The 26,227-nt window shown below is 59.2% G+C and carries 23 protein-coding genes; 11 read left to right on the top strand and 12 right to left on the bottom strand.

Features of this window, described 5'->3' with window-relative positions:
* Positions 1-302: 302 nt before the first annotated feature.
* On the bottom strand, positions 303-926 hold the full coding sequence (locus ACSQ3J_RS11215; protein WP_060505556.1) for a DUF922 domain-containing Zn-dependent protease: 624 nt from the start codon (positions 924-926) through the stop codon (positions 303-305).
* 207 nt (positions 927-1,133) lie between these two features.
* Between ACSQ3J_RS11215 and folP the strand changes: the two genes are divergently transcribed.
* The 3 genes from folP to folK are packed head-to-tail and all read left to right on the top strand — an operon-like array spanning position 1,134 to position 2,909.
* Entirely contained in the window at positions 1,134-2,015 is an 882-nt protein-coding gene (gene folP / locus ACSQ3J_RS11220; protein ID WP_060505555.1) for a dihydropteroate synthase, read from the top strand.
* Positions 2,012-2,380 (top strand): dihydroneopterin aldolase, encoded by a 369-nt coding sequence (folB, locus tag ACSQ3J_RS11225; RefSeq protein ID WP_060505554.1) that lies wholly within the window; start codon positions 2,012-2,014, stop codon positions 2,378-2,380. Before folP ends, folB begins: the two co-directional genes overlap by 4 nt.
* Position 2,381: 1 nt before the next feature.
* Positions 2,382-2,909: a 2-amino-4-hydroxy-6-hydroxymethyldihydropteridine diphosphokinase gene (gene folK / locus ACSQ3J_RS11230; protein ID WP_060505553.1), complete on the top strand. Its 528-nt coding sequence runs from the start codon at positions 2,382-2,384 to the stop codon at positions 2,907-2,909.
* A 52-nt stretch (positions 2,910-2,961) separates the two neighbouring features.
* Here the strand turns inward: folK and ACSQ3J_RS11235 are convergent, their stop codons facing one another.
* Complete coding sequence (locus ACSQ3J_RS11235; protein ID WP_060505552.1) at positions 2,962-3,510, bottom strand: hypothetical protein; 549 nt, start codon at positions 3,508-3,510, stop codon at positions 2,962-2,964.
* A 261-nt stretch (positions 3,511-3,771) separates the two neighbouring features.
* Between ACSQ3J_RS11235 and ACSQ3J_RS11240 the strand changes: the two genes are divergently transcribed.
* Together ACSQ3J_RS11240 and ACSQ3J_RS11245 are read left to right on the top strand one after the other, a co-directional pair.
* Entirely contained in the window at positions 3,772-4,632 is an 861-nt protein-coding gene (locus tag ACSQ3J_RS11240; RefSeq protein WP_112834667.1) for a cytochrome b/b6 domain-containing protein, read from the top strand.
* Positions 4,629-5,420: a molybdopterin-binding protein gene (locus ACSQ3J_RS11245; protein ID WP_060505551.1), complete on the top strand. Its 792-nt coding sequence runs from the start codon at positions 4,629-4,631 to the stop codon at positions 5,418-5,420. Before ACSQ3J_RS11240 ends, ACSQ3J_RS11245 begins: the two co-directional genes overlap by 4 nt.
* A gap of 28 nt (positions 5,421-5,448) precedes the next feature.
* On the opposite strand, the gene ACSQ3J_RS11250 is transcribed toward ACSQ3J_RS11245, so the two are convergent.
* The 3 genes from ACSQ3J_RS11250 to ACSQ3J_RS11260 form a co-directional block, all read right to left on the bottom strand.
* Complete coding sequence (locus ACSQ3J_RS11250) at positions 5,449-6,525, bottom strand: YcjF family protein (protein ID WP_060505550.1); 1,077 nt, start codon at positions 6,523-6,525, stop codon at positions 5,449-5,451.
* Positions 6,522-7,997 (bottom strand): YcjX family protein, encoded by a 1,476-nt coding sequence (locus tag ACSQ3J_RS11255; protein WP_060505549.1) that lies wholly within the window; start codon positions 7,995-7,997, stop codon positions 6,522-6,524. The genes ACSQ3J_RS11250 and ACSQ3J_RS11255 overlap by 4 nt, the downstream gene beginning before the upstream one ends.
* Before the next feature lie 115 nt (positions 7,998-8,112).
* Positions 8,113-8,643, bottom strand: coding sequence for a SixA phosphatase family protein (locus ACSQ3J_RS11260; protein WP_060505648.1), 531 nt, complete (start codon positions 8,641-8,643; stop codon positions 8,113-8,115).
* A gap of 484 nt (positions 8,644-9,127) precedes the next feature.
* Between ACSQ3J_RS11260 and dksA the strand changes: the two genes are divergently transcribed.
* Positions 9,128-9,547 carry an RNA polymerase-binding protein DksA gene (dksA, locus tag ACSQ3J_RS11265; protein ID WP_037096519.1) on the top strand — a complete coding sequence of 140 codons (420 nt, stop codon included), beginning with the start codon at positions 9,128-9,130 and terminating at the stop codon, positions 9,545-9,547.
* A gap of 103 nt (positions 9,548-9,650) precedes the next feature.
* Here dksA and ACSQ3J_RS11270 read toward each other — a convergent pair whose 3' ends face one another.
* Positions 9,651-10,709, bottom strand: coding sequence for a flagellar biosynthetic protein FliO (locus ACSQ3J_RS11270; RefSeq protein WP_060505548.1), 1,059 nt, complete (start codon positions 10,707-10,709; stop codon positions 9,651-9,653).
* 336 nt (positions 10,710-11,045) lie between these two features.
* Here ACSQ3J_RS11270 and cckA point away from each other — a divergent pair, with 336 nt between their 5' ends.
* Together cckA and ACSQ3J_RS11280 are read left to right on the top strand one after the other, a co-directional pair.
* Complete coding sequence (cckA, locus tag ACSQ3J_RS11275) at positions 11,046-13,646, top strand: cell cycle histidine kinase CckA (RefSeq protein WP_060505647.1); 2,601 nt, start codon at positions 11,046-11,048, stop codon at positions 13,644-13,646.
* Between the two features lie 247 nt (positions 13,647-13,893).
* Positions 13,894-14,967 carry a D-alanine--D-alanine ligase family protein gene (locus ACSQ3J_RS11280; protein ID WP_060505547.1) on the top strand — a complete coding sequence of 358 codons (1,074 nt, stop codon included), beginning with the start codon at positions 13,894-13,896 and terminating at the stop codon, positions 14,965-14,967.
* A gap of 51 nt (positions 14,968-15,018) precedes the next feature.
* Here the strand turns inward: ACSQ3J_RS11280 and ACSQ3J_RS11285 are convergent, their stop codons facing one another.
* Positions 15,019-15,942 carry a pseudouridine-5'-phosphate glycosidase gene (locus tag ACSQ3J_RS11285; protein ID WP_060505546.1) on the bottom strand — a complete coding sequence of 308 codons (924 nt, stop codon included), beginning with the start codon at positions 15,940-15,942 and terminating at the stop codon, positions 15,019-15,021.
* A gap of 31 nt (positions 15,943-15,973) precedes the next feature.
* Positions 15,974-16,921: a carbohydrate kinase family protein gene (locus ACSQ3J_RS11290; RefSeq protein ID WP_060505545.1), complete on the bottom strand. Its 948-nt coding sequence runs from the start codon at positions 16,919-16,921 to the stop codon at positions 15,974-15,976.
* Positions 16,922-17,157: 236 nt separating this feature from the next.
* On the opposite strand from ACSQ3J_RS11290, the gene recA reads away from it, so the two are divergent.
* The 3 genes from recA (at position 17,158) to ACSQ3J_RS11305 (ending at position 22,155) form a co-directional block, all read left to right on the top strand.
* Positions 17,158-18,249, top strand: coding sequence for a recombinase RecA (gene recA / locus ACSQ3J_RS11295; protein WP_060505544.1), 1,092 nt, complete (start codon positions 17,158-17,160; stop codon positions 18,247-18,249).
* 226 nt (positions 18,250-18,475) lie between these two features.
* Positions 18,476-21,139 carry an alanine--tRNA ligase gene (alaS, locus tag ACSQ3J_RS11300; protein ID WP_436039100.1) on the top strand — a complete coding sequence of 888 codons (2,664 nt, stop codon included), beginning with the start codon at positions 18,476-18,478 and terminating at the stop codon, positions 21,137-21,139.
* Between the two features lie 164 nt (positions 21,140-21,303).
* Positions 21,304-22,155, top strand: a complete 852-nt coding sequence (locus ACSQ3J_RS11305; protein WP_060505542.1) for an AraC family transcriptional regulator — start codon at positions 21,304-21,306, stop codon at positions 22,153-22,155.
* A 91-nt stretch (positions 22,156-22,246) separates the two neighbouring features.
* Here the strand turns inward: ACSQ3J_RS11305 and ACSQ3J_RS11310 are convergent, their stop codons facing one another.
* The 4 genes from ACSQ3J_RS11310 to ACSQ3J_RS11325 form a co-directional block, all read right to left on the bottom strand.
* On the bottom strand, positions 22,247-23,023 hold the full coding sequence (locus ACSQ3J_RS11310) for an HAD-IIB family hydrolase (RefSeq protein WP_436039101.1): 777 nt from the start codon (positions 23,021-23,023) through the stop codon (positions 22,247-22,249).
* A complete protein-coding gene (locus ACSQ3J_RS11315; RefSeq protein ID WP_060505540.1) occupies positions 22,993-24,336 on the bottom strand; it encodes a glycosyltransferase family 4 protein in 1,344 nt (447 codons plus the stop codon). Before ACSQ3J_RS11315 ends, ACSQ3J_RS11310 begins: the two co-directional genes overlap by 31 nt.
* Before the next feature lie 148 nt (positions 24,337-24,484).
* Positions 24,485-25,699 (bottom strand): NADP-dependent isocitrate dehydrogenase, encoded by a 1,215-nt coding sequence (locus ACSQ3J_RS11320; RefSeq protein WP_060505539.1) that lies wholly within the window; start codon positions 25,697-25,699, stop codon positions 24,485-24,487.
* 125 nt (positions 25,700-25,824) lie between these two features.
* Positions 25,825-26,217, bottom strand: coding sequence for a ribbon-helix-helix domain-containing protein (locus ACSQ3J_RS11325; RefSeq protein WP_060505538.1), 393 nt, complete (start codon positions 26,215-26,217; stop codon positions 25,825-25,827).
* Between the last annotated feature and the right edge of the window lie 10 nt (positions 26,218-26,227).

The raw sequence follows: 26,227 nt of genomic DNA on the forward strand, positions 1-26,227 counted from the left end.
TACGCCAGGAGAACACAACTTGCCTGATGGCTCCGGCCGGTCGAACATCAATCCGGAACGGGACAGTCAAGCACAAGACAATACTTCCGGTTTGGCGCAGTCCACGCGGTGGCGCATTCAGTAATCCGGAGCGGAGTGAGGTCAGCTTGTTTTTCTGCTCTTCACTCTATGCTTTCACTGTACATCAACTTTCCACGTTGTTGTATCGCTAGAAATCACCAATGATATACTGTTGACGCGCAAGCTGCGTGGTTTCTCAATTCGGACTGTTTGAGGCAGCGATTCGGCGGCAGGGGCCGCGTTTACTGCTTTTTCAGTGTATCAAGCCGGTACTGCAGCAAACGGATCATCCGGCGGTCGAAATTGGCGGCTTCCATCCTGTCGAAGCGTGCCTGATCGCGGTCATGATCCTGGATCGCGCTTTCGCTCAGCCGTGCAACACGGGCTTGCATGCGCTCGCAATCAGCCTCCGGTCTCAGCGACAGGAAGTCCTTTTCCAGCTTGCGGGCATGATTGCGGGCAATTTCGGCATGGCGCTCCTCGTGGCGCTTGATGTCACTCGACAGCGTATCCCAGACGAGGGCGAGGTCGCGGTTTGCCTTGTTACGATTTTTCCAGCGGGGCAGGATCAACCTTGTGCTGAGTGTGACTTTTGCACTGCCGACTGCGCAGCGATTGCCGTGCTTCACATAGGTCACCGTACCGCCAAACTTGATCTTGGTGGCGCCAGGATGGCGTGAACCGCTGCTCTTCATCATCGGTCCGTTTTCCGACAGGGCCTTGTCCAGCTCCTCCGCCGTGCGGCCACCGATCGAGAAATACGTGATGCTCTTGTTCACTACGGTTTCGGCATGGGCTATCGAAGAGGAACTCGCCACGACGCTTGCTATCAGAAGCGCGGCGAATGAAATGCGGCCAGTTGGCATATGTTTACAGGTCTCGGCAGTTGAACTTCTCAAGAGCTTGGGGCATAGCCAGCCGGAGCGCAACAGCAAATAGGCAACAGCCCCCGGTAAACCGGAAAAGCCAATGTATTTCGGGTATTTGCGGTTAGACAATTCTGTTTGCACCTCTGGTGCTGCCAAATGCTCGCCGATCTGCAAGCCGTGTGCAAGAAAGGGAATGAAACAGTCATGACCGATCCTTTCCAGCCATTCGAATGGGTGTTGGCGCATGGCCGTTCATTGACGCTCGGTCCGAAAGGGCGATTGATGGCGATTATCAACGTGACTCCGGATTCGTTTTCCGACGGCGGCAGCTATAGCGAAACAGAGGCAGCGGTATCGCAGGCGCTGCATTGCATCGAAAACGGCGCCGAAATCCTCGATATTGGCGGTGAATCAACCCGTCCTGGCGCCGCCGTGGTGACGGCTGCGCAGGAGCAGGACCGTGTGCTGCCCGTGATCGCCGCTCTTGCCAGCCGGACTGACGTGATCATTTCCGTGGATACATACCGCGCCGAGACGGCCAGCCTCGCGATTGCGGCAGGCGCCCATATCATCAACGATGTCCACGGGCTGCAGCGTGAGCCTGACCTTGCCAATGTTGCGGCGGCGACCGGCGCGGGCCTGTGCATCATGCACACGGGCCGCGACCGCGAGAAGCTCACTGATGTGGTCGCCGATCAGTATCATTTTCTTGAACGGTCGCTGGAGATCGCGGCAGCAGCCGGTGTCGACCGTCAGCGGATCGTGCTCGATCCGGGCTTTGGATTCGCCAAGGATACAAACGAGAATGTTGCATTAATGGCGCGGTTTGACGAGTTGTCGGGTTTCGGTCTGCCGCTTTTGGCGGGCACCTCGCGAAAGCGCTTTCTCGGGGCCATTACTGGCCGGGAAGCGCCGGAGCGGGATGCTGCTACCGCCGCAACAACGGCGCTGCTGAGAATAGCAGGCGCTGCGGTTTTCCGGGTACACGATGTCGCAATCAACAGGGATGCGCTTCTGGTGGCTGATGCTATGCTGGCCGCAAAAAGAAACATGACGGGACGGCCTGGGAAGGAAAATCGACTATGAAACCGATCTACACGATCACCCTGAAGAACTGCGCCTTCTTTGCGCGCCACGGCGTCCATGACGAGGAGGAATTCCTCGGGCAGCGTTTTTTCGTCGATGCGGAGCTGGATGTCGAGCAGGGGACAGCGCTGATTGAAGATTCTATCGATGATACAGTGCATTACGGCATTGCCTTCACCGAGATCGAGAAGATCATTACTGGCCGTCGGCGCTACCTGATCGAGGCTTTGGCACTGGAAGTGGCGACCACGCTCTGTTCGGTTTTCCCGCAAGTCCGCCGGGCAAAGATATCGATCCGTAAGCCGAATGCGCCGGTTCCCGGTGTGCTCGACTATGTCGAAGTCACGGTTGAGCATTTTGCCTGATATGGACGGGCATCTGGCGACGCTTGGCCTCGGTGGTAATATCGGCGACCCGGCCGTGTCGATGGCGCGCGCGCTCGTCCTTCTGGACACGCGGGCCGATTGCGCGGTGGCGCATGTATCCAAACTCTATCGAACGCCGCCCTGGGGAAAAATCGATCAGGACTGGTTCTTCAATGCCTGTGCTGCGGTGAGGACCACGCTGTCTCCGGAGGATCTGCTCGATGCCTGCCTGTCGATCGAGCGCCAGATGAAGCGGGAGCGGCTGGAGCGCTGGGGGCCGCGGACGATCGATATCGACGTGCTGACCTATGACGGCCGCACCCAACATTCGCAGACGCTGGAAATACCGCATCCGCGGATGACCGGGCGTGGATTTGTCCTGAAGCCGCTTGCGGATTTCGCGCCGGATCTGGCCATTGCCGGCCGCACCGTTGCGGAGTGGCTGGCGGATGCCGATGTGGTGGGCATCGAAATTGCTGATCCACGCAGCGACTGGTGGCGACAAATTTCGGCAGCGGCGTCACCGTGAACGCAAAAGAGCCGGACAAGCCGGCTCTCTGAAGGTGTTTTACAGGTAAGTTTTACTCGATCGAGCCGACAGCCATGTTGTCGACCTGGCGGTTAAGGCTGACGCCGATCAACGGAACCATCGTGTCTTCGACCTTGACCGAGATGGTGATGTTGAGGGTGGACGGATCCTGCAGCCGGGCGATCATCGCGCCGTTCAGCTTCTTGCGATTGATGCCGACGACGACCTTGTCCTTGGCGACGTTGCCCGAGACAATATCCAACCCCTTGCCATTAGCGCCGTCGAGGAACTTGCCGGTATAGGTCTTGCCTTTCTGAGTGATCAAAGCTGTCATCGGCTGCTTGAAAACGCCGACGCGGCAGGTACCATCGAGTTTGATGCCTGCGGACGCGCCTTCCGCCGGTTCGCCGATCAGGTCGCAGGTGAATTTCGTCCCCTTGTACTTACCGGCGACGATTTCGCCAGGGCCTTTCCATTGACCGGAAACCTGTTCGAAAAACGCCTTGTCATCGCCCGAAAAAGCGGGCGACGCTGCGCAGGTCAGGGCTGCGAGTGAGGCTGCGGCAACGCCGCGAGCGATCAAAGAAGGGCGCGAAAACATGAACGATCCTTGAAGGTCGATGTCAGGAATGTGAGGCTACATTTGCACTTAAATGGTTAATGGAGCGTTGCGTCGGTCTGCTGGATGATGGTGAAAAGAGCCCGCGGAATGTTTTGTCAGGATGTTTCCACGCAGTTGAAACCATTGGAAATGCTGATTTTTCACGCGGGATCACCATGACGTGTGCAGCGGTGACCGGATGTGCTTTTGAAACCGCTGCGCTGTTTGTTACGTAGTTGCGCATATAAAGGGAGGTTCGGGATGACCATCATGGACGATATCGAGTCGCGCCCCGCGCCGCAGAATGACGAAAAAACCATCATATACCGCCACCGCATCGCCACGCGCATAACCCACTGGATCTGGGCGATTACGCTTTTCTTTTTGTTGTTGAGTGGGTTGCAGATCTTCAACGCCCATCCTCAACTCTATATCGGCAATCAATCCGGCTTCGAATTCGAAAACAGCGTCCTCTCAATGCGTGCAATGCAAGCCGCCGACGGGACGGTTGGGGGGTACACGACAGTTCTTGGTCACAGTTTCGATACGACCGGCGTGTTCGGCATGAGCGGCCCGGCCGGTAACCCATCCTATCGCGGTTTTCCCGCATGGGCGACGCTGCCTTCCTACCAGGATCTGGCGACTGGCCGCGTCATACACTTCTTCTTTGCCTGGCTCTTCTCCGCCGCCTTCCTTGTCTGGTTCGCTAGCAGCCTGATCAGTGGGCATCTGACGCGCGATATTCTTCCCTCCGTCGCCGATATCAGGTCTTTGCCGCGTAGCATCGTTGATCATCTGCGCTTCCGGTTCCATCATGACGGCCGTTACAACGGGCTGCAGAAATTGGCCTATGCTGGCGTGTTGCTGGTGATCTTTCCGCTGATCATTGCGACCGGTCTGACAATGTCTCCGGGTATGAATGCGGCGTGGCCGTGGCTGCTTGATATTTTTGGCGGCCGCCAGACGGCGCGGACCATCCATTTCCTCTGCATGGCAGCGCTGGTGGCTTTCTTCGTCATTCATATCCTTATGGTGATCGCGGCAGGACCGCTGAATGAAATGCGCTCGATCATTACCGGCTGGTATCGCGCAGACAAGAAAAACGAGGAGCATTCGGCATGACCCGGTTTATCATCAACCGCCGAAAGTTCCTGACCCTTGCAGGCGTCGCCGCGTCTACCGTTCCGCTTTCTGGCTGCGATGCCTTTGACAGCTTTCTCTCAGGTCAAAGCCCGGTGCGCGAGTTCCTTGCGTCGGCAAACGGGCTGACCTACCGCGCCCACCGCGCGCTGATTGGCGCCGACACGCTGGTGCCGGAGTTTGCAGCCAGCGAAATCCGTCAGGGCCAGCGGCCGAACGGCTCCACCGACCCGACTGATGCGGATTATCTTGCGTTGAGGGAGACGAGTTTTTCCAACTACCGGCTGGTAGTCGGCGGGCTGGTCGAAAAACCGCTCAGCTTCAGCCTCGATGAACTGCGCAATATGCCGGCGCGTACGCAGATCACCCGCCACGACTGTGTCGAGGGATGGAGCTGTATTGCCAAATGGACCGGCGTGCCGCTCCGCCAGATTCTCGATGAGGTCCAGGTGAAACCGGAAGCGCGTTTCGTGGTGTTTCATTGCTACGATACGATGGACCTCGGGCTGCAGGGCGCCGTGCCTTACTACGAATCGATCGATCTCATCGACGCGCGCCATCCGCAGACAATTCTGGCCTATGGCAATAACGATAAGCCGCTGGCGATTGCCAACGGCGCGCCGCTGAGGGTGCGTGTCGAACGGCAACTCGGCTACAAGATGGCGAAATACATCAAGGGTATCGAGCTTGCATCTTCGCTGGCGCCGTTCGGCGGCGGCAAGGGCGGCTTCTGGGAAGATTTGGGTTACGACTGGTATGGCGGCATCTAGAGGTGCTTCATCGTCAAACGGGAACGCTTTATCCGTCGCCTTCCGGTGTCTTCGTCCTGGATGATCCGGGCGTCAGATCGCCGATGAAATCGCCGATGCCGGGGCGTTTCAGCGCCCGGAACGGCATCGGCCGGCACAGGTCCATCGCGGCAATGCCGATGCGCGCGGTCATCAAGCCGTTGATGACGCCTTCACCAAGCCGCGCCGATAGTTTCGAGGCAAGGCCATGGCCAAGCACTTGTTGAATGAGGCTGTCTCCGGCGGCAATCGATCCGGTGACCGCCAGATGAGCAATGACGTCGCGCATCAGCCGCAACAGCCCCAGTGTACCCGGCCGGCCGCCATAGAGGTCGGCCATTGCCCGGATCAACCGCGCCGACTCATAAATCACATAGCCGAGGTCGACGAGGGCGCGCGGGCTGACGGCGGTGACGATCGAAACGCGCTTGGAGGCATTGAGGATCAGGCCTCGGGCTTCGCGATCAAGCGGCGTCAGCAGCTCGCGCTCGGTCAGATCAAGCAGGTGAGGACCGTCGATAATCTCCGTTTCGGTTTCCTTCAACCGAAGCCGGCCCCGCGCCGTCTGCGGCTTGCTGGCCAGCAGATGGACGAGATGGGCCATGACCTGCCGCGCCGGTTTTGCCGTTTGAGACAAGCTGGCATCGATTGTTTCCTGTTTCAGGGCCTGTACGGCATTCAGCCGCATCAGGCCCGACAATTCGCGGGCGATGATAACCAGGAAGGCGATCAAGCCGATGGCGGCAGCGGCGATGGCGAGATAACCGAGCCAATCCGACCGGGTGAAGAGATCGCGTATAAGGCTATCGACCCAGAGGCCGACGGCCAGCGATACGAGAACGCCTGCAGCGCCGACCGCAAGCTTGGCAAAGGAGAAGCGGCGCTTGCGCGGTGCCGCCTCCGGCGTGTCGGGCAAAGCGGTCGTCGTCGCCGCGAACGGATCATCCGCGTCCGCCGTCATGACGATCTTGTCGTCGAAACTGGCCGGTGGACGTCTCGTCGGAGCCTGCTTTTCGGCAGAGGTGGGATCATTGCTGATCGTGAACACAGCGGGCTTGCGCTGCGGAAACTTGGGTGTGTCGCTCATGCCAGCCGGTCTCCGAACAGGAACTGCATGGCCCGGTCGAGCCGGATGTGCGGGACGGACAGTTTCAGGCCGCCGCCGGTCTCCTCGATATGCGGTGGCCGGAAGCGGACGAAGCTCAGCTCGGGTACCAGGCTTTCTTCCGGCTTTGCCTCAAGATCTTGAAAAAGCTCATCAGGATTCTTCGGTAAGTCACCGGTAAATATAGCTGTTTTCCGTTCTCCATCGAAGGTTTCGCCATTGATTTTTTCGCCGGCGATCGGTGTACCCACGATGACTGGTAGCGTGTGCCCGTCATGCTCGACGGTCGCCTCGCGGGTCGCCCTGACAGAGGCAATGGCCATGACTTCAAGGCCTGCTCCACTCATGCCGATGCGCTCGACGGCGCGCCGGACAAGGCGCTCGGTGATCCGCTCGAGCCGGTCGTGGCTCTCATGGTGCAGATGGTCAGCCTTGGTGGCGGCGATCAGCACCTTGTCGATCCGCTTTGTGAGGAAGGACGACAGGAAGGAATTGGTTCCGGGCTGGAAGCTCGCCAAAACGTCGGCCAGCGCGCTTTCCAGATCCTGCAGCGATTCCGGGCCGCGATTGATCGCCTGCAGGGCGTCGATCAGCACGATCTGCCGGTCGAGCCTGGCGAAGTGCTCGCGAAAGAACGGTTTGACCACATGGGTCTTGTAGGCCTCGTAACGCCGCTCCATCATCGCCCAGAGAGAGCCTTTTGGCGCACGGCCTTCGGGTAGGGATGGTAGCGGCGAGAAGGTCAAGGCTGGTGAGCCTTCGAGATCGCCGGGCATCAGGAACCGGCCGGGTGGCAGGGTAGATAGGGAACGTTCGTCCGACTTGCAGGCCTGGAGATAGCGGGTGAAGACTTCTGCGAGTGCGCGCGCATCCGTCTCGGAGGCGGCGGCGGTCACATCCAGCGACGAGGCCAGCGACAGCCAGGCCGCTGACAGTTCTGCGCGAACACCGGTTCGGGCGCGATCTGCCGTGTGTCGGCTGAATGTGCGAAAATCCTGGGTGAGCAAGGGGAGGTCGAGCAGCCATTCGCCGGGATAGTCGACGATGTCGATCGACAGCCTGCCGGGTGAAAAGACCCGGTTCCAGCCGCTGGCGCTCTCATAATCAAGCGTGATGCGCAATTGCGAGATCGCCCGTGTCGAATCCGGCCACAGCCGGTCGCGAACAAGTGCTGCAATATGGTCTTCGTACTGGAAGCGCGGCACCGCATCATCCGGCTGCGGCTCCAGCCGGATTTTCGAGACACGTCCGGAGCGGACGGCTTCGAAGACCGGCAAGCGGCCGCCATTCAAAAGATTGTGGACCAACGACGAGATGAACACGGTCTTGCCCGCCCGGGAAAGACCGGTAACGCCAAGGCGCAAGGTTGGATTGACAAAACCCGATGCGCGGTCGGTCAACGTGTCGAGCGCAAGTTTTGCGTCGTCTGTGAAGCGGGTCATGAATGGCGGCAAGATTTCGGGCCTCGGATATACGTGCGATATGGCTTTCCTGCCATGTCTGTCGTTTGCGATATAGTGCGCCGGGGTGGTCGAATAAAGGTTGCAACAGGCGGGTGGTGCGCAGAGTTCACCGGCTATGAGTGTCCGGATCTAACCATGCGGCTAATATCCCAAGCGGTAGCCTGGTATCGGAGGGGCGCACCTCGAAGTCGATGACAGCAAGCGCACCTGCAGGATAGCCGGCCGGGGCAGCTTTGGTTGCGGCCTCTTCGCCGAGAACCTCATTCAGGATCTCCTCGATCACCGGATTATGCCCAACCACCATCAGCGCTGAAAGGGCCGGGGCCTGGCTGCTGATAATGTCGCGATAGACATTCGCTCCGCCGGCATAGAGCCCGTCGATATAGCGGATCTCGAGGTCTTCTGACATTGCGCGCCGGAGAGCATCCGCCGTCTGGCGGCAGCGCACGGCGGTTGAGCAAAGAACAATATCTGGCCTTAGGTCCTGATCTGCCGCCATGTCTGCGAGGACTTCGGCATCGGCAAAGCCCGCATCGTCCAGCGTCCTGTCGAAATCCTTCTGGCCCGGGAGGGCCCACGCGGCCTTGGCGTGCCGGAGAAGGAGGAGACGGAAAACCGGGGCAGACGCAGCGGGCATGGTAAATTTCCTGGAAATGGCATCGCCACCCGAACCATCAATCCCGGTAGCGGCATCGATGGTTCGGCTTTGTATGCGTTTTGTCCGCCGGGACTGCCGAAAGATCAAGCCGTGACGCCCCGTTTTCCAAAAGGGCCTCGTCCAGGATTGGATTGATCGGTTCGAGCGGGAGTACAGCGAAGGGGGCTGGCGCAAATGAGGAAGAGAAAACTCTGCCTATTTGTTGTGCTGCGGAGAACTCGAAAAAAGCCGGATCCGAACCTTTGCTCCGCCCAAGTTGCAGTTTTGGTCACAGATGCTGAACATCGTGCGCAAGACAATTTCGAGAAAAATCCCAAATCTGTAATTTTGATGAAATATTAGCCTGTTAGCCTGTCAAGTAAGCAAGGCTTAAAAAACGGTGGGCTGTTTTTCAAAGACTTGAAACGGCGCGTGCATGGGTCTATACACCGCCGCACATGAGATGTTCTTCAGGAGAATCGCGTTGAGTGAGAAGATCGATCTTAGTTCCTTTGTCTTGTCTGAGACCGAGGAATTCATGAATACCAACCAGCGTGCATATTTTAGAGCAAAGCTGAACGCCTGGAAAAATGATATCCTCCGCGAGGCCCGGGAAACACTCGGACACCTGGCTGAGGAAAGTGCAAACCACCCTGATCTTGCAGACAGAGCATCATCGGAAACCGACCGGGCCATCGAGCTTCGCGCACGGGACCGGCAGCGCAAGTTGATCTCCAAGATCGATGCGGCCCTTCAGAGAATTGATGAGGGTACGTACGGATACTGCGAAGAAACCGGTGAACCGATCGGGCTGAAGCGTCTTGACGCAAGGCCGATTGCAACCTTGTCGATCGAGGCTCAGGAGCGTCACGAGCGGCGGGAAAAAGTCTACCGCGACGAGTAATCTTTTCAGTCACAAACATAAAAACGGCGCGAGATGATCGCGCCGTTTTTGCTTTGTGGCCATTGTCATTTGTGCTTGAGCCGAATGCCTGCAGCAGGTCGGTTCAGTTTTTGCGGTTTGCGGCAATCTCGTTCAGCATCCGGTTCATCTCGTCCTCAAGCGAAGGCTCTGTGCGGCCGCCCTGCGCCGGGCCAAGGCGTGGTTCCTGACGGATTGCCGGGTTGGGCGTAGCGGCGTACGCACGCGTTTCGCTATCGACGCGGACGGGGTCGGCGGTCAGCTTGCCAAGGTCACCGGTGATCTGGGCATCGAGAATACGTTCAAACTCGAGGGCGCTTGCGTCCTTCTGTGCTTGAGTATCTGGCAGGCTTTGCACGGCTTGTACTTGCGTTGCAGGGGTAACTGCAAGGGCAGGCGTCTGGGGCAAGGGCCGCTCTGTGGTGACGGATTGATTGGCTGCCAGCACCCGCGAACGCGCAGCATCCAGGATATCCTCCGGAGACCTGGCAGTCTCGATTGCGACAGGCGGCGGCGTGTTCGACGCGACGGGTTGCGGGCGAATTTGAGCCTGGGCTGGAATGGCCCGATCAAGAGGAGTCTGGCGTGGCGCGATGCTATCGGTTCGGGTTTGCACCGGCTGGACGGTTCTGGCCGGTGGCGTAGCAGCATCGGCGCTTTCACCATACAGAACTTGGCCCATGGCTGACACCGGTGCCGATTTGACCTCGGCCTGCGGGGTAGGGGCGAGGCGGCGTTCCGTGACGGGACGCTCTGCTGGTGGGCGCTCGGTGAGTGAGCGCTCTGCCGCTGGGCGTGCGGCAATGGCTGCATCGGCTGGTGGCTGTGCGATAGCAGCCTGCATCTGTGGCTGGGCGGTCGATGCAATGCGGCTTTCGATGACCACATCGGTCGGTCCGCCGATCATGATCAGGTGCTCGACATCATCGCGGCGCACCAGCACCAACCGTCTGCGTGTATCGATTGCCGCTGCATCGAGAACCGCCAGCCGCGGCTGCCGGTTCTTGCCGCCACGGATGAAAGGCGAGGAGGGTCTGTTGCGCATGAACCGCAGCACGGCGACCAGGCAAAGCAGGCCGAGAGCAACAGCGCCCGCTGCAATAATGAAACGGGTACCGTTGTTGCCAACGATATCTTCGATCATATGCTGTACTCCTTCGTAAACCCGCGCCTTATGCCGAATTGACGGCTTTTTTCCGGTCGCAACAAACAGTGCCCGTCATTGTCGTAGCGCCAATGTAGCGCTGTTTCCAGCTTCGGCGAGGTTTTGCAGGACATTCCCTGTGAATTGACCGCAATGCCTTTCATAGAGATGCTTTCTGCTCTTCCCTGCGGCTGTTAAAGATGATTCTTGCTTGGTGTTTCGCGGGCCCGCCGGCGCGGGTGCAGATTTGCCCCGGCTACCGTTGAGACGAGCATGAAGACCAAACCCGCACGCTCATACCGGACGTGCATGGCACGGTTGAAAAACGAGGGCCTTATGACGAAATTGCGGCAGGCAGGTGACTATCACATGCCGATTGTAGACCGTGGGACGCGGCCGGGAACGGTGCTGCGGATCATTCTGCTCGCCATCGTGCTGACAGCGTCCGCTGTCGCTTTCGTCCTCTTTAAGGATCAACTGGAAAACCAGATTGTCCTCGGTATTCTCGGCGTGCTGGCCATGGTCGGCATCTTCTTCCTGGTCTCGTCGGTCATCGGCTTTATCGAGGTGATGCCGCAATCGCGCCCGGACGAGTTGGCGCGCGCCTTCCTTGACGGTCATCAGGACGGCACGCTGGTGACCGACCGCAAGGGCCGGATCATCTACGCCAATGCGGCTTATGGTGCGCTGACCGGCGCCACCAAGGCCACCGAAATCCAGTCGCTGGAAACGATCCTGTCGCGCAACCGCGAGGCGACGGAAGCGATCTACCGGCTCACCAACGGTCTGCACGAGGGCAAGGCCGGCCATGAGGAGTTCCGGCTTTTGAAGCCGTTGCGCTCGGGCGGCGGTTCGGCAGGTTCCGGCGCCCATTGGTTCCGTTTGAAGGCACGCGTCCTGCCGCTCGAGGACGGTGGCCACAACCCGTTCTATATCTGGCAGATTTCCGACATCACCTCCGAGCGCGATGACCAGGAGCGCTTCTTCAAGGAACTGCAGAATGCGATCGATTATCTCGATCACGCGCCGGCCGGTTTCTTTTCGGCAGGCAAGAAGGGCGAGATTTTTTACGTCAATGCGACGCTTGCCGATTGGCTTGGTCTGGATCTGACCAAGTTCCAGCCGGGATCGATGACGATCGCCGATCTCGTCGCAGGCGAGGGGCTGGCATTGGTCCAGTCCGTGCAGGCCGAGCCCGGCCTGAAAAAGACCAAGACGCTCGATCTCGATCTGCGCAAGGTCAATGGCCAGAGCTTTGCCGTGCGCATGGTGCACCGGGTTTCCTCTGCCCGCGATGGTGCTCCCGGCGAAAGCCGCACGATCGTTCTTGCCCGCTCCAACGACGATGAAAGCGATCAATCGGCCTCGATCGCGGCGATGCGATTTACCCGCTTCTTCAACAATACGCCGATGGCGATCGCCTCCGTTGATGGCGACGGCCGGATTCTGCGTACCAACGCGCCGTTCCTCAAACTGTTCTCCGCCGTCGTTTCGCAGGATGACATGGAACATGGCGCGCTGCTGGAGGCTTTCGTTCACGGGACCGACCAGACGCGGCTGCGCGATGCGCTGGATGCTGCCAAGGACCGGCAGGGCGATATCGCGCCGATCGATTCGCTTCACCCGACCGACGAGGCGCGGCATTTCCGCTTCTATGTAAACGCGGTCATCGACCAGAGCGATCAGGCGCCGGAAGAGGCCGCGATCGTCTACGCGGTCGAGATTACCGAGCAGAAAGCGCTCGAAACCCAGATGGCGCAGACGCAGAAGATGAATGCTGTCGGCACGCTGGCGGGCGGTATTGCGCATGACTTCAACAACGTATTGACGGCGATCCTGCTGTCGTCCGACCATCTGCTTTTGTCGGCAAGACCAGCGGATGCGAGTTTCGCCGATTTGATGGAGATCAAGCGCAACGCCAACCGGGCTGCCGTGCTGGTGCGTCAGTTGCTTGCGTTCTCGCGCAAGCAGACGATGCGGCCGACCGTGCTGTCGATGACCGATGTCGTTGGCGACTTGCGCATGCTGGTCGACCGGATGACAGGAACCAATGTCAAGCTTGAGGTTGACTACGGCCGCGACCTCTGGCCGGTGCGCACCGATCTTGGCCAGTTCGAGCAGGTTGTGCTCAATCTCGCGGTCAACGCGCGTGACGCCATGCCCAATGGCGGCGTCATCACGCTGCGCACCCGCAATCTGCCCGCAGCCGAAGTTGCAGCGCTTAATCTGCGCGAGCTTCCGGAAGACGACTACGTGATGGTTGAAGTGGCGGATCAGGGGACCGGCATCCCCCCGGAAATCCTCGACAAGATTTTCGAACCTTTCTTCACCACCAAGGAAGTCGGCAAAGGGACCGGGCTTGGACTATCGATGGTCTATGGCATCATCAAGCAGTCCGGCGGCTACATCTATCCCGAATCCGAGGTCGGCAAGGGAACGACGTTCCGTATCCTGCTGCCGCGCTATATCGAAGAGCCGGCATTGCCGGGCGAAGCCGGCGAGGCGCAGGCCGCCGCAGCGCTCGCTGCAAAGGCCCCCGCCAAACCGGAACCGACGGACCTGACCGGAAATTCGGCGGTGGTTCTTCTGGTGGAAGACGAAGAGGCCGTGCGCCGCGGTGGCAAGCGCATGCTGGAAACGCGCGGCTATACCGTTCATGAGGCCGGCTCCGGCGTCGAGGCGCTCGAAGTCATGGAAGAGCTGAACGGTGCTGTCGATATCGTCGTATCCGATGTCGTCATGCCGGAAATGGATGGGCCGACGCTGCTGCGTGAAATCCGCAAGACCTATCCGGACCTCAAGTTCATCTTCGTCTCCGGTTATGCGGAAGATGCCTTTGCCAGAAACCTGCCGGCCGACGCCAAGTTTGGTTTTCTGTCCAAACCCTTCTCGTTGAAGCAGCTTGCTGTTGCTGTCCGGGAAATGCTTGACAGCTGATCTGTAACCGCTGGCCATAGATAGATAGCAGATCAGGCACTTTCGAGCTCGGAATGCTGCCACAAACCGGCCGGGCGGCCGCCGCGTTAACCGTCCGCCGAGATAATTTTGGCGGGTCTTCCGCTGTCCTAAAAAGGCCTGTTTCGCGATTGCATCTACGGGTGTCCCGCGCTGCGCTCATCGTTCGAAGGGGTTCGCCCTCTGGTTCAAGCGTAGCGTTCAATCTCCCGATTTTGCGAGCGCACGAATGAATTCAAAGCTAAGGATTGCAGTTCTTTTTGGTGGCCGTTCTGCCGAACATGATGTTTCGATTCTGTCGGCACGCAACGTATTCAAGGCGCTCGACACTGAAAAATACGATGTCGTGCCCATTCTGATCGACCATCAGGGAAAATGGCTCCTGCATGAGTTGCTCGACAGGGGCTTGCCCCATCCGCTCCCCACAGTGAACACGCAGGTTTGCCTTTTGCCCGGCGGCCGTGGTCGGCTTTTCGCCGTTCCCGAAGCTGGAAGTATCCGTGAACTGCCACCGGTCGATATCCTGTTTCCGGTTTTGCATGGGCCGCATGGCGAAGATGGCTCAGTGCAGGGGCTTGCCGAGGTCGCGATGGTGCCGTTTGCCGGCTGCGGCATTCTGGGATCGGCGACTGCAATCGACAAGGATGTGGCCAAGCGCCTGTTAAGCGAAGCGGGATTGCCGGTGGCGCGTTCACTGACGTTCCACCGGGGCGACGCACCCTCTTTCGATGAAGTCGTTGCAGCGCTAGGGCCGACGGTTTTCGTCAAGCCCGCCCGGCAGGGGTCGTCGGTGGGTGTCAGCAAGGCTCGAACGCAAGACGATTTCCGGACAGCACTCGCGGAAGGCTTCCGCCACGATCAGAAAATCCTCGTCGAGGAGTTCATTCAGGGGCGGGAGATCGAATTTAGTGTTCTTGAGCAAGTTGACGGCACGCTGATCGCCTCGCTTCCAGGAGAAATCATCCCCGCCGGCGGCCATGGCTTTTATAGCTACGATGCCAAATACATCGACCCCGACGGTGCCATTCTCAGTATTCCGGCTCTGTTGCCGGACGAAATCGCTGAAAAGCTGAGATCAATGGCGCAAGACGCTTTCAGGGCGCTTGGCTGTGACGGCATGGCCCGTGTCGATTTTTTCGTGCGGGCGGATATGAGTGCTGTCATCAACGAGGTCAACACTATCCCCGGTTTTACCGATATCAGCATGTATGCCAAGGCTTTGGCCGCAAGCGGAATTGCCTATGCCGAAATCATCGACCGGCTGATCGCGCACGGGCTGGCTCGGGCAGGGCGGCAGGGCTGACGCATCGGGGGCCGGTAGCCAGCCCCCGATTTTTCCGATGATCGATTTGACTCAGACCAGTGCGACGGCAATCTCGGCTGCAAGCCGGGCATTGTTTTCGACCAGCGCGATATTGGTCTCGAGGCTGCGGCCGTCGGTCAGGCCGAAAATGCTGTCGAGCAGGTAAGGCGTGACCTTCTTGCCGGAAATCTCGTCGCGCTCGGCATTGTCGAGCGCCCGGGTGATGTAGATTTCCATCTCGTCGCGCGGGATTTCGCTGGCCTCCGGCACCGGGTTGGCAATCAGCATGCCGCCGTCGACGCCGAGCAGGTCGCGCATTTTCTGGAAATTGGCAATCGCGGCCGGGCTGTTGAGCATCAACGGGCTTTTCAGGCCACTATCGCGCGACCAGAAAGCCGGGAAGATTTCGCTGTCATAGGTGACCACCGGAACCCCGCGTGTTTCCAGAACTTCCAGCGTCTTTGGAATATCGAGGATGGCTTTTGCGCCGGCGCAGACGACGATGACGCCAGTGTGGGCGAGCTCATCGAGGTCGGCAGAAATGTCAAAGCTCTCTTCGGCCTTGCGATGCACACCGCCGATGCCACCGGTGGCAAAAACGCGGATACCGGCACGGGCAGCCGCGATCATTGTCGCGGCAACGGTGGTGGCACCGGTGCGGCGCTCGGCGATCGCAAAGGCGAGATCGGCGCGCGACAGTTTCATCGCCCCTTCCGTCTGTGCCAAAGCCTCCAGTTGTGCATCTTCAAGGCCGATATGCAGGACGCCGTCGATGACCGCGATCGTGGCCGGTACGGCGCCTTCCTCGCGGATGATCGCCTCGACGCTGCGGGCCATGTTGAGGTTGCCGGGGAAGGGCATGCCATGGGTGATGATGGTCGATTCCAGGGCGACGATGGCTGCGCCGCGGGCCTTGGCGGCCGCGACTTCGCTGGAATATTCCATCGGAAGCAGGGGGGAGAAGGGCTTGGTCATCGCAGATCCTTTTTGGCGTTTTAAGGCGCGTTCATGACAGGATTTCGGCTGGTGGCACAAGCCGAATCGCTTCATCGAGCATCGGCCGCGACATTTTTTCCGATACGGCAAGCGGCGAACGCACGGTGATACCGGCGGCGGCAACACCGGAGCGAAGGCATATGTCGAGCGCTTTGCCTTCGACATAGGCCGACAGGAAACCGGCCGCAAGCGAATCGCCGGCGCCCGTGACGTCGGCAAGTGCATCAAGTTGTGGTGGTGCCACCGTCACCGTTCGCCCGTCCTGAAAGGCAATCGCGGGCTTGCCGCCACGAGTGATGACGCCGCCGGACAGGCCGGCCGCCTGGAGCATAATGGGCCATTCCGCCGCCGCCTCACTATCGCGGCCCGTCAACGCACGCGCCTCTGCCTCGTTCATGAAGAGAAAGTTGAGCCCTGGCAGGCTTTTCACCAGCCGCGTCACTTTCGCCGGCGAAATGGCGATGGCGGCGACCGGTTTTGATTCGGTATTCGCACGGGCAACCAGAGCGGTCAGCGTCTCCTCGGGGAGGTTCGCATCTGTGACGATCAGATCGCTCGACGAAATAATCTCGCGCATGGCTTTCTGCTGCAATCGCCTTGGAGAAAACAGCCGGTAAAGCTCCATGTCGGCAAGCGCGATCACGAGATTACCGTCGTTCTCCAGAATAGCCGTGTAGCTTGGCGTCTTGCGGTCAAGGAAGATGAACGGGCAATCGATAACTCCGGCTTCGTTCGCTGCCCGGGCGACCATTTCGCCAACGGCATCGCCGCCGCGCGGGCTGATCATACGTACGTCAAGTCCAAGCCGCGCAAGGTTGCGGGCGGCATTGAACCCGCCGCCGCCGGCCTCTTCGAACCAGCTGCCGGGATTGCTTGATCCCGGCACGGTAGTGCCGAAAATACGAGCCCGGCGATCGATATGCGCGCCGCCAAAGATGGAAACTTGTCTGCCTGTCATGCGTTTTCCTGTGTGCCGCTCCTAAGCGATTCGGTGGGCTGCGAGGTTGATATGTCTTTAGTTTCAGTTATTTCTGCAGAATACGAAATTCCCGGAACAAGAAAAGAACATGCATCCATTTATGTTGTCGATTCAAGTCGATAGATAACTCTTGCGAAATGAGAACAAAAAGTGTACATAGCTTTCATCGGCAGCTTCATTGCCTCGGCAGGCTCCATAACCTAAAGGTGGATCACATGGCACAAAACTCTTTGCGGCTTGTAGAGGACAAATCGGTGGATAAAAGCAAGGCACTTGAAGCGGCACTCTCCCAGATCGAACGCTCGTTCGGCAAGGGATCGATCATGAAGCTCGGTGGAAAAGACAGCATAGTCGAAATCGAAACCGTTTCGACGGGCTCGCTGAGCCTCGATATTGCGCTTGGTATCGGCGGACTGCCCAAGGGGCGCGTCATCGAAATCTACGGACCGGAAAGCTCGGGCAAGACGACGCTGGCACTGCAGACGATTGCTGAAGCCCAGAAGAAGGGCGGCATTTGCGCCTTTGTCGATGCCGAACATGCGCTCGATCCGGTCTATGCCCGCAAGCTTGGCGTCGATCTCGAAAATCTTTTGATCTCGCAACCGGATACCGGTGAGCAGGCTCTGGAAATCACCGATACACTGGTGCGTTCCGGCGCCATCGACGTTCTCGTCGTCGATTCGGTCGCAGCCCTTGTACCGCGCGCTGAAATCGAAGGTGAAATGGGCGACAGCCTGCCGGGTCTGCAGGCCCGTCTGATGAGCCAGGCGCTGCGCAAGCTGACCGCGTCGATCTCGAAGTCGAACTGCATGGTCATCTTCATCAACCAGATCCGCATGAAGATCGGCGTGATGTTCGGTTCGCCTGAAACGACGACAGGTGGTAACGCCCTGAAGTTTTATGCCTCCGTTCGCCTCGACATCCGCCGCATCGGCGCCGTCAAGGAGCGTGAGGAAGTCATCGGCAACCAGACGCGCGTCAAGGTCGTCAAGAACAAGATGGCGCCGCCCTTCAAGCAGGTCGAATTCGACATCATGTATGGTGAGGGCGTGTCCAAGACCGGTGAACTGGTCGATCTCGGCGTCAAGGCCGGCATCGTCGAGAAGTCGGGTGCGTGGTTCTCCTATAATAGCCAGCGGCTTGGTCAGGGCCGCGAGAACGCCAAGTCGTTCCTGCGTGACAATCCGGATACGGCAAGGGAGATCGAACTGTCGCTGCGCCAGAATGCCGGCCTGATCGCCGAAAAATTCCTGGAAAATGGTGGCCCCGAAGCCGGTGACGACGACGATGATGCCGCTCTGGCATAAGATTACCTGATTTCGACTTGATGTTGGCCGGCCGCTCCTTAATCCGAGCGGCCGGTTTTCTTTTGCCGTCTGGACAGGGATTGGCCCGGACGATAAAAGCCTGTGTTCCAATGGGGCGGGAGAGGGTCGGCGGATGTCCGGTGATCCGCGATTTTCAAAAGTTTTCCGGTTCGCGGCTCAGTCAGGCAGGCTGCGGACGGTCCGATGCAAGAGATAAGGGCGCAATATGAGCGGCGTGAATGAAATCCGGTCGACGTTCCTCGACTACTTCAAGAAGAACGGCCATGAGGTTGTATCGTCGAGCCCGCTGGTTCCGCGCAACGATCCGACCCTGATGTTCACCAATGCCGGCATGGTTCAGTTCAAGAACGTTTTCACCGGTCTGGAGCAGCGCCCCTATTCGACGGCTGCGACCGCGCAGAAATGCGTGCGCGCCGGGGGCAAGCATAATGACCTCGACAATGTCGGCTATACCGCGCGCCACCACACCTTCTTCGAAATGCTCGGTAATTTTTCCTTCGGCGATTATTTCAAGGAGCGGGCGATCGAGCTTGCCTGGAACCTGATCACCAAGGATTTCGGCATCGATGCCAAGCGGCTTTTGGTCACCGTTTACCACACCGATGACGAGGCTTTTGGCCTGTGGAAGAAGATTGCCGGCCTGACTGACGACCGGATCATCCGGATCCCGACCAGCGACAATTTCTGGGCGATGGGCGATACCGGCCCCTGCGGGCCATGTTCCGAGATCTTCTACGATCACGGCGATCATATCTGGGGTGGACCTCCCGGTTCCAAGGATGAAGACGGCGACCGGTTCATCGAAATCTGGAACCTTGTCTTCATGCAGTACGAGCAAGTGACGAAGGAAGAACGGGTCGATCTGCCGCGTCCGTCGATCGACACCGGCATGGGCCTCGAGCGCGTTGCTGCTCTGTTGCAGGGCAAGCATGACAATTATGATATCGACCTGTTCCGCGCCTTGATCGCTGCCTCGGAAGAGGCGACCGGCGTCAAGGCTGAAGGCGACCGCCGCGCCAGCCACCGCGTCATCGCCGACCATCTGCGGGCGTCCGCATTCCTGATCGCCGATGGCGTTCTGCCGTCGAACGAAGGCCGTGGCTATGTGCTGCGCCGGATCATGCGCCGTGCCATGCGCCACGCCCAGTTGCTGGGTGCCCGTGACCCGTTGATGTGGCGGCTGCTGCCGGCGCTGATCGGCCAGATGGGCCGTGCTTACCCGGAACTCGTTCGGGCGGAATCCCTGATTTCGGAAACCTTGAAGCTGGAAGAGACCCGGTTCCGCAAGACGCTGGAACGCGGCCTCGGCCTGTTGTCGGATGCCACGCTCGATCTTGCCGAGGGCGACCAGCTGAACGGCGAGACGGCCTTCAAGCTCTACGATACGTACGGCTTCCCGCTTGACCTGACGCAGGATGCCTTGCGTAGCCGGGGTATCGGCGTCGATACCGAGGCGTTCACGGCGGCCATGGAGCGCCAGAAGGCTGAAGCCCGTGCGTCCTGGTCCGGCTCCGGTGACAAGGCAACGGAAACGATCTGGTACGAGCTGAAGGAAAAGCTCGGTGCCACAGAGTTCCTCGGTTACGACACCGAGACGGCAGAAGGTGTCGTCCAGGCGATCGTGCGCGATGGCAAGGCGATCGACACCGCCTCGAAAGGCGATACGGTCCAGCTGGTTCTCAACCAGACACCATTCTACGGCGAATCCGGCGGCCAGATGGGCGATACCGGCGTAATCTCCACCGATCATGCAAAGCTGACGGTCACCGACGTGCAGAAGCGCGGCGAGGGCCTGTTCGTGCATTCCTGCGTCGTTGAAGACGGCACGGTCAAGGTTGGTGACGCAGCGGCACTGAACGTCGACCACGCCCGCCGTTCGCGCCTGCGCGCCAACCATTCGGCCACTCATCTGCTGCATGAAGCGCTGCGCGAAGTGCTTGGCACCCATGTGGCGCAGAAGGGCTCGCTGGTTGCGCCGGAGCGCCTGCGCTTCGACGTTTCGCATCCGAAGCCGATGACGGCCGAAGAGCTGAAGATCGTCGAGGACATGGCCAACGAGATCATCGTGCAGAACGCGCCAGTCACGACGCGGCTGATGAGCGTCGATGATGCGATTGCCGAAGGCGCGATGGCGCTGTTCGGCGAAAAATACGGCGATGAAGTGCGTGTCGTGTCGATGGGGCAGGGCATTCATGGCGCCAAGGCCAACCGTCCTTACTCGGTTGAACTCTGCGGCGGCACCCATGTCGGCGCCACCGGCGAGATCGGCCTTGTGCGCATCGTCGGCGAAAGTGCCGTTGGTTCCGGTGTTCGCCGTCTGGAAGCCCTGACCGGCGTATCGGCGCTGGCTTACCTCAACGAGCAGGACGAGCGGGTCAAGACACTGGCAACAACGCTGAAGGTTCAGCCTGCAGACGTTCTGACCCGCGTTGAAACGCTGATGGACGAGCGCCGCAAGCTGGAGCGCGAACTGAACGAGGCCAAGAAGAAGCTGGCGCTCGGCGGTGGCGATGCCGGTGGTTCTGCCGATCAGGTGCAGGATATCGGCGGCGTCAAGTTCCTTGGAAAGGTTGTTACCGGTGTCGAGCCGAAGGACCTGAAGAGCCTTGCCGACGATGGCAAGACGAGCCTCGGTTCTGGTGTTGTTACCTTCGTTGGCGTCTCTGCGGATGGCAAGGCAAGCGCCGTAGTGGCCGTAACCGACGATCTGACGTCGCGTTTCAGCGCCGTCGACCTCGTTCGGATTGCCTCGGCAGCGCTCGGCGGCAAGGGTGGTGGCGGCCGCGCCGACATGGCGCAGGCCGGCGGTCCGGATGGTGACAAAGCTGCGGAAGCGATCGCGGCGGTGAGCGCCGCACTCGCCGGATAATCCAGTTTCCGTCTCATTGCTTATATTTGAAAACCGGGCTGAATGGCCCGGTTTTTCTTTGGCCAATTGCTTTTCCCGTGTTGAAATCGGTGCAGCCAACTTCGCAGGATTTGTCAAATCTGGATGTGGTTCTGTCCGTTTGTTCGGCTTGTATGAGGATCGGCATGAAGGAAGACAGCATCTGGGCGGTTTACGAACAGCGTTTGCGGCGCGTATCGGCCTATATTTACGATCACCTGGACGAAGAGCTCGATCTTGATCGGCTCTCGGATATTGCCTGCATGTCGCCGCATCACTGGCACCGGGTCTACCGGGCCGTGCACGGCGAAACGCTGGCAACGACCGTCAAGCGGCTGAGACTGCATCGGGCGGCGGGTGATCTGGTGCAGACGAGCCTTTCTGTCGAGGAAATCGCAAGACGGACCGGCTATCCCAATCTCCAATCCTTCACCCGGATTTTCAAATCGGTGTTCGGCATGCCGCCGGCCCGGTACCGGAGAGAGGGCAGCCATACTGTCTTTCAATCGGCAAACGGCAAAGGATTTGGCGAAATGTACAATGTGACGATGAAAACGATTGCCCCGCGTGAGCTCACCGGGGTCAGCCATACCGGTTCCTATATGGGTATCGGCCGTGCTTTCGAAACGCTCGGCGGCACGCTGCAGGCACGCAAGCTTTACCGGCAGGACATGAAGATGGTCGGCATCTATCTGGATGATCCGGATCTGGTGGCGGAGGATAAGCTGCGCTCCTTTGCCTGTGTAACAGAAGGGCAGCACGTTCCGGCTGATGAGCCGCTGGTGCGAAAGCATCTGGAGGGTGGCGAGTATGCGGTGTTGCGGCACAAGGGGCCGTATGCCGATATGCACAAGGCCTATCAGTGGCTGTATGGCGAATGGCTGCCATCATCGGGCCGGGAGGTCCGCGATACGGTGAGGTTCGAGGAATACATCAACAATCCCCGGGATGCTGCTCCGAAAGAGCTGTTGACGGACATCTATCTGCCCGTGAAGTAAATTGTCGTGGATACCCGGTGGAAATTCGCTGCCGGGTATCGTTTTTCCATAAGCCGGCTAATGGATTAATTGTAGACGTTGCTTGATTCCATCAAGGCGTGCTGAAAAGCCCCCAATGCTGCAGGCCTTCCAGCACGCCATCGGCAAATTTTCCGCTGCTGCCATAGATATCCGGGCGGTCTCCGGCGATGGATTTCAGCTCATCCAAGGCGTTACCCACCACGATGCCGCGAGCACCGAGAAGCGCAAACATGCTGCGGTCATTGTCGGTATCGCCAGCCACCACCACGTCTTCATGCGACAACCCGAGCTGGCGGCATAGCCAGCAGAGGGCGGCGCCCTTGTCAACACCGTCAGGCAGGATGTCGAGGTCTCGTTTGCTGGAGTAGACCAGGCGGGCGGCAATTCCGGCGCCTGCCAGTTTTTCCTCTATGCTGGCCAAGGTCGCAGCATCGGCATCGTGCAGATACCAGCTGGATTTCTGGGCGTGCTGATACATGTCCGGCTGGAAGATGATGTCCGGAACACTGGATAACGCCCTGTTGATCCGTTCATGGTCAAACCCGGCGCCGATGGCGCGCGAATAAAGCGCCGCATGAGATGGTTCTTTCGCGTTGTCCAGCATCGTTCCCACTCCGCCGATATAGATATCGGGCCGTGGCAATGCCGTGGTGGCGACAAACGCTTTTTGATCGTCGATCAGCCGGCCGCTGTTGAACACCAGTAGTGGCCGTTTGTCTGGCGCAAGACCAAGCCAGGCATCGCGAAATCGCGCTTCAGCCTCTCTGTTTCCTGCCAACGTGCCATCGATGTCGCTGCAGAACAGCCGAATCGGCCTCAATCTCCGTCCGTCCATGGTTCCGCCCATTCATTATCATCCATTGCCTGCGGCATCGGCCGTCCCTCGACGACACCGATGAGCTGCTGGGCAATGCCGGTCCAGGTAAACAGGCTGCGTGCCTTGTGGGCGCCCATGCGCGACAAACGGCCGTAGAGCCGCTCGTGTTTCAACGGCTTCATCATCGTGATGCCAAGATCGTATTTGTCGAACGGATCGGCAAACAACGCATGCCGGCCATAGCTGACGGCGCGGAACAATCCGCCATGAACCGTAATGATGGTCGGGGTGCCGCTGGCCATCGCCTCGATCGCAGTCATGCCGAAGGGTTCGTAACGGCTGGATAGGACGAAGATATCGGCGGCACGGTAAAAGTCGGGCAGATCGTCATCAGCGACGAAACCGGAAAACACCACCTTGCCGTCCAGTCCAAGGGCTGCCACGCGTTGCTTCAATTCATCAAGAATACCCGCCTCCTGCGGGTCCATGTTTTCGCCGCCGACTGCCAGATGCAGGCGCGCTTCCGGCTCGCGCTCGGCCAGCACGGAAAAACCGTCGATCAGAAGATCATACCCCTTGTTCGTGGCCAGGCGGCCCATGGCCATCACCACCTTGCCTTCGAAGCCGAACCGCTGGCGGGCCATTTCGCGCGTTGCCCTGGAAACGGGAAAGAAGCGGTTGTCATCATAGCCGGGCGGAATCATATGCACACGGTCGCGCGGCAGATTGTAGTCGTTGACCAGCATCTCTACCTGGATCGGCGTCGTGGCGATCACCATGCTGCAGGAGCGATAGATGATCAGTTCATGCTTGATGCGCTCGGAAAAATTGAATTCCTTGTCGAACTCCGCCGCCTTGTCCGGATAGTCCGTCTCCATCTGGCGCTTCTTCCACAGGCCAAGCGAATGCGGCGTGTGGATATGGGTGACACCGAGCGCTTCGGACATGCGCTGGCCGGCGATACCCGCGTCCCAATAGTGGCTGTTGATCAGCGTATAGGTGAAATCGTTCCTGCGAACGAAACGGACGGCATTTTCGCACCATTCCATCAGGTGTTTGTAGAGATATTCCTTCGGTATGAAATCGTTGCCGCCGCAGGGGATGCGGATTACCCGCACACGCTCGTCAACTTCGTCAAACTCCGGTTGGTCCTCGAACCGGCGTGTATAGATGTCGACCTCATGGCCGAGCAGCGCCAGCTTGCGGGCGAGTTCGATGACATAGACCACCTGACCGCCGGTATCGGCGGCACCCAGCGGCGGTTCGGCGGCGACATAGCCATGAGTTGATACCAGGGCAATGCGGGGAAGGTGGCTATGGGGTTTGTCGGAGGAACTGTTCATTGATCTGCGGTCACAATCTTTTGGAAGGAGGGTGCGTGCAGTGCAGCATGCGGAAGGGCTCACTTCGCGAACGGTTCGCTGACGAAAAGGTTCCAATAAAAAACCCGGCACATGGCCGGGTTTCTCAGTTCATTCCAGTGTGGCTTGATCAGGCAACCATTGCCTTCTTCAGGTTCTCGTCGATCTTGTCGAGGAAGCCGGTGGTCGAGAGCCACGGCTGGTCTGGGCCGATCAGCAGCGCCAGATCCTTGGTCATGAAGCCGCTCTCGACGGTGTCAACGCAGACTTTTTCCAGAGTGTCAGCAAAGCGGGCGAGTTCCGCGTTGTTGTCGAGCTTGGCGCGGTGAGCAAGGCCACGGGTCCAGGCGAAGATCGAGGCGATCGAGTTGGTCGATGTTTCCTCGCCCTTCTGGTGCTGGCGGTAGTGACGGGTCACCGTGCCGTGGGCGGCTTCGGCTTCGACCGTCTGGCCATCCGGCGTCATCAGAACCGAGGTCATCAGGCCGAGAGAGCCAAAACCCTGTGCGACGATGTCGGACTGAACGTCGCCGTCATAGTTCTTGCAGGCCCAGACGTAACCGCCGGACCACTTGAGCGCCGAAGCGACCATGTCGTCGATCAGGCGATGTTCGTACCAGATCTTGGCTTCCTTGAACTTGTCGGCGAATTCGGCGTCGAAGACAGCCTGGAAGATATCCTTGAAGCGGCCGTCATAGACCTTGAGGATAGTGTTCTTGGTCGAGAGATAGACCGGAACGCCGCGCTGCAGGCCGTAGTTCAGCGATGCGCGGGCGAAATCAGTGATTGATTCGTCAAGGTTGTACATGCCCATGGCAACGCCGGCTGCCGGGGCGTCATAGACTTCGTGCTCGATTTCGGTGCCGTCCTCGCCGACGAACTTCATCGTCAGCTTGCCCTTGCCGGGGAACTTGAAGTCGGTGGCGCGGTACTGGTCGCCGAAGGCGTGACGGCCGACGATGATCGGCTTGGTCCAGCCCGGAACAAGGCGCGGGACGTTCTTGCAGATGATCGGCTCGCGGAAGATAACGCCGCCCAGGATGTTGCGGATCGTGCCGTTCGGCGACTTCCACATCTTCTTCAGGCCGAATTCCTCGACGCGGGCTTCGTCCGGGGTGATCGTTGCACACTTGACACCGACACCGTGCTTCTTGATGGCATTGGCGCTATCGATCGTCACCTGATCGTTGGTCGCATCGCGGTTTTCCATGCCAAGGTCGTAGTATTCCAGATCGATATCCAGGTACGGATGGATCAGCTTTTCCTTGATGAACTGCCAGATGATGCGGGTCATTTCATCGCCGTCGAGCTCGACGACTGGATTGGCGACCTTGATCTTTGTCATGTTGCAAACCTCTGCATGGGGTTGGATGGAAACGGGTTGGCGCCCCTATAGCATCCAGTTCACCACAGGCAAAGACATACACGCGTGATTCCGCGTGCGTTTCCTTCCGATTGCAAAACCTGTGTTCAATGGCCGCGGATAGCGCGCGGGAAATCCGCGGCGCGGGGCTTTGCATAACATCTTTCCTCGCGAACAAGGATGCTTTCCGCATCGAGCGCGGCAATGGGCGTATGCCGGTCGGTTGGCACCAGGCCATCAAGCTGCAGGGCGAGATAGCGGCCGCAGCAAACCCGCAGGAAGGATGTGAAGTTTTCCGGTGGATGGCCTTCGCCGAGCGATTCGATATAGAGCCGCCCGATCAGGCGGCCGACCGACATGCCGTCGCGGTCGCCGATATCGTCGAGGATGGACCAGAAGAAGCTTTCAAGCCGGATGCTTGTCGCCACGCCATCGATCCGCACCGAGCGGGTCACACTTTGCCAGAGCGCCGGGTCGGCGCCGATGAATAGTCTGCACATCCGTTCCTCC

Source organism: Rhizobium sp. LjRoot98, assembly GCF_964252935.1.
Classification (GTDB): domain Bacteria; phylum Pseudomonadota; class Alphaproteobacteria; order Rhizobiales; family Rhizobiaceae; genus Pararhizobium.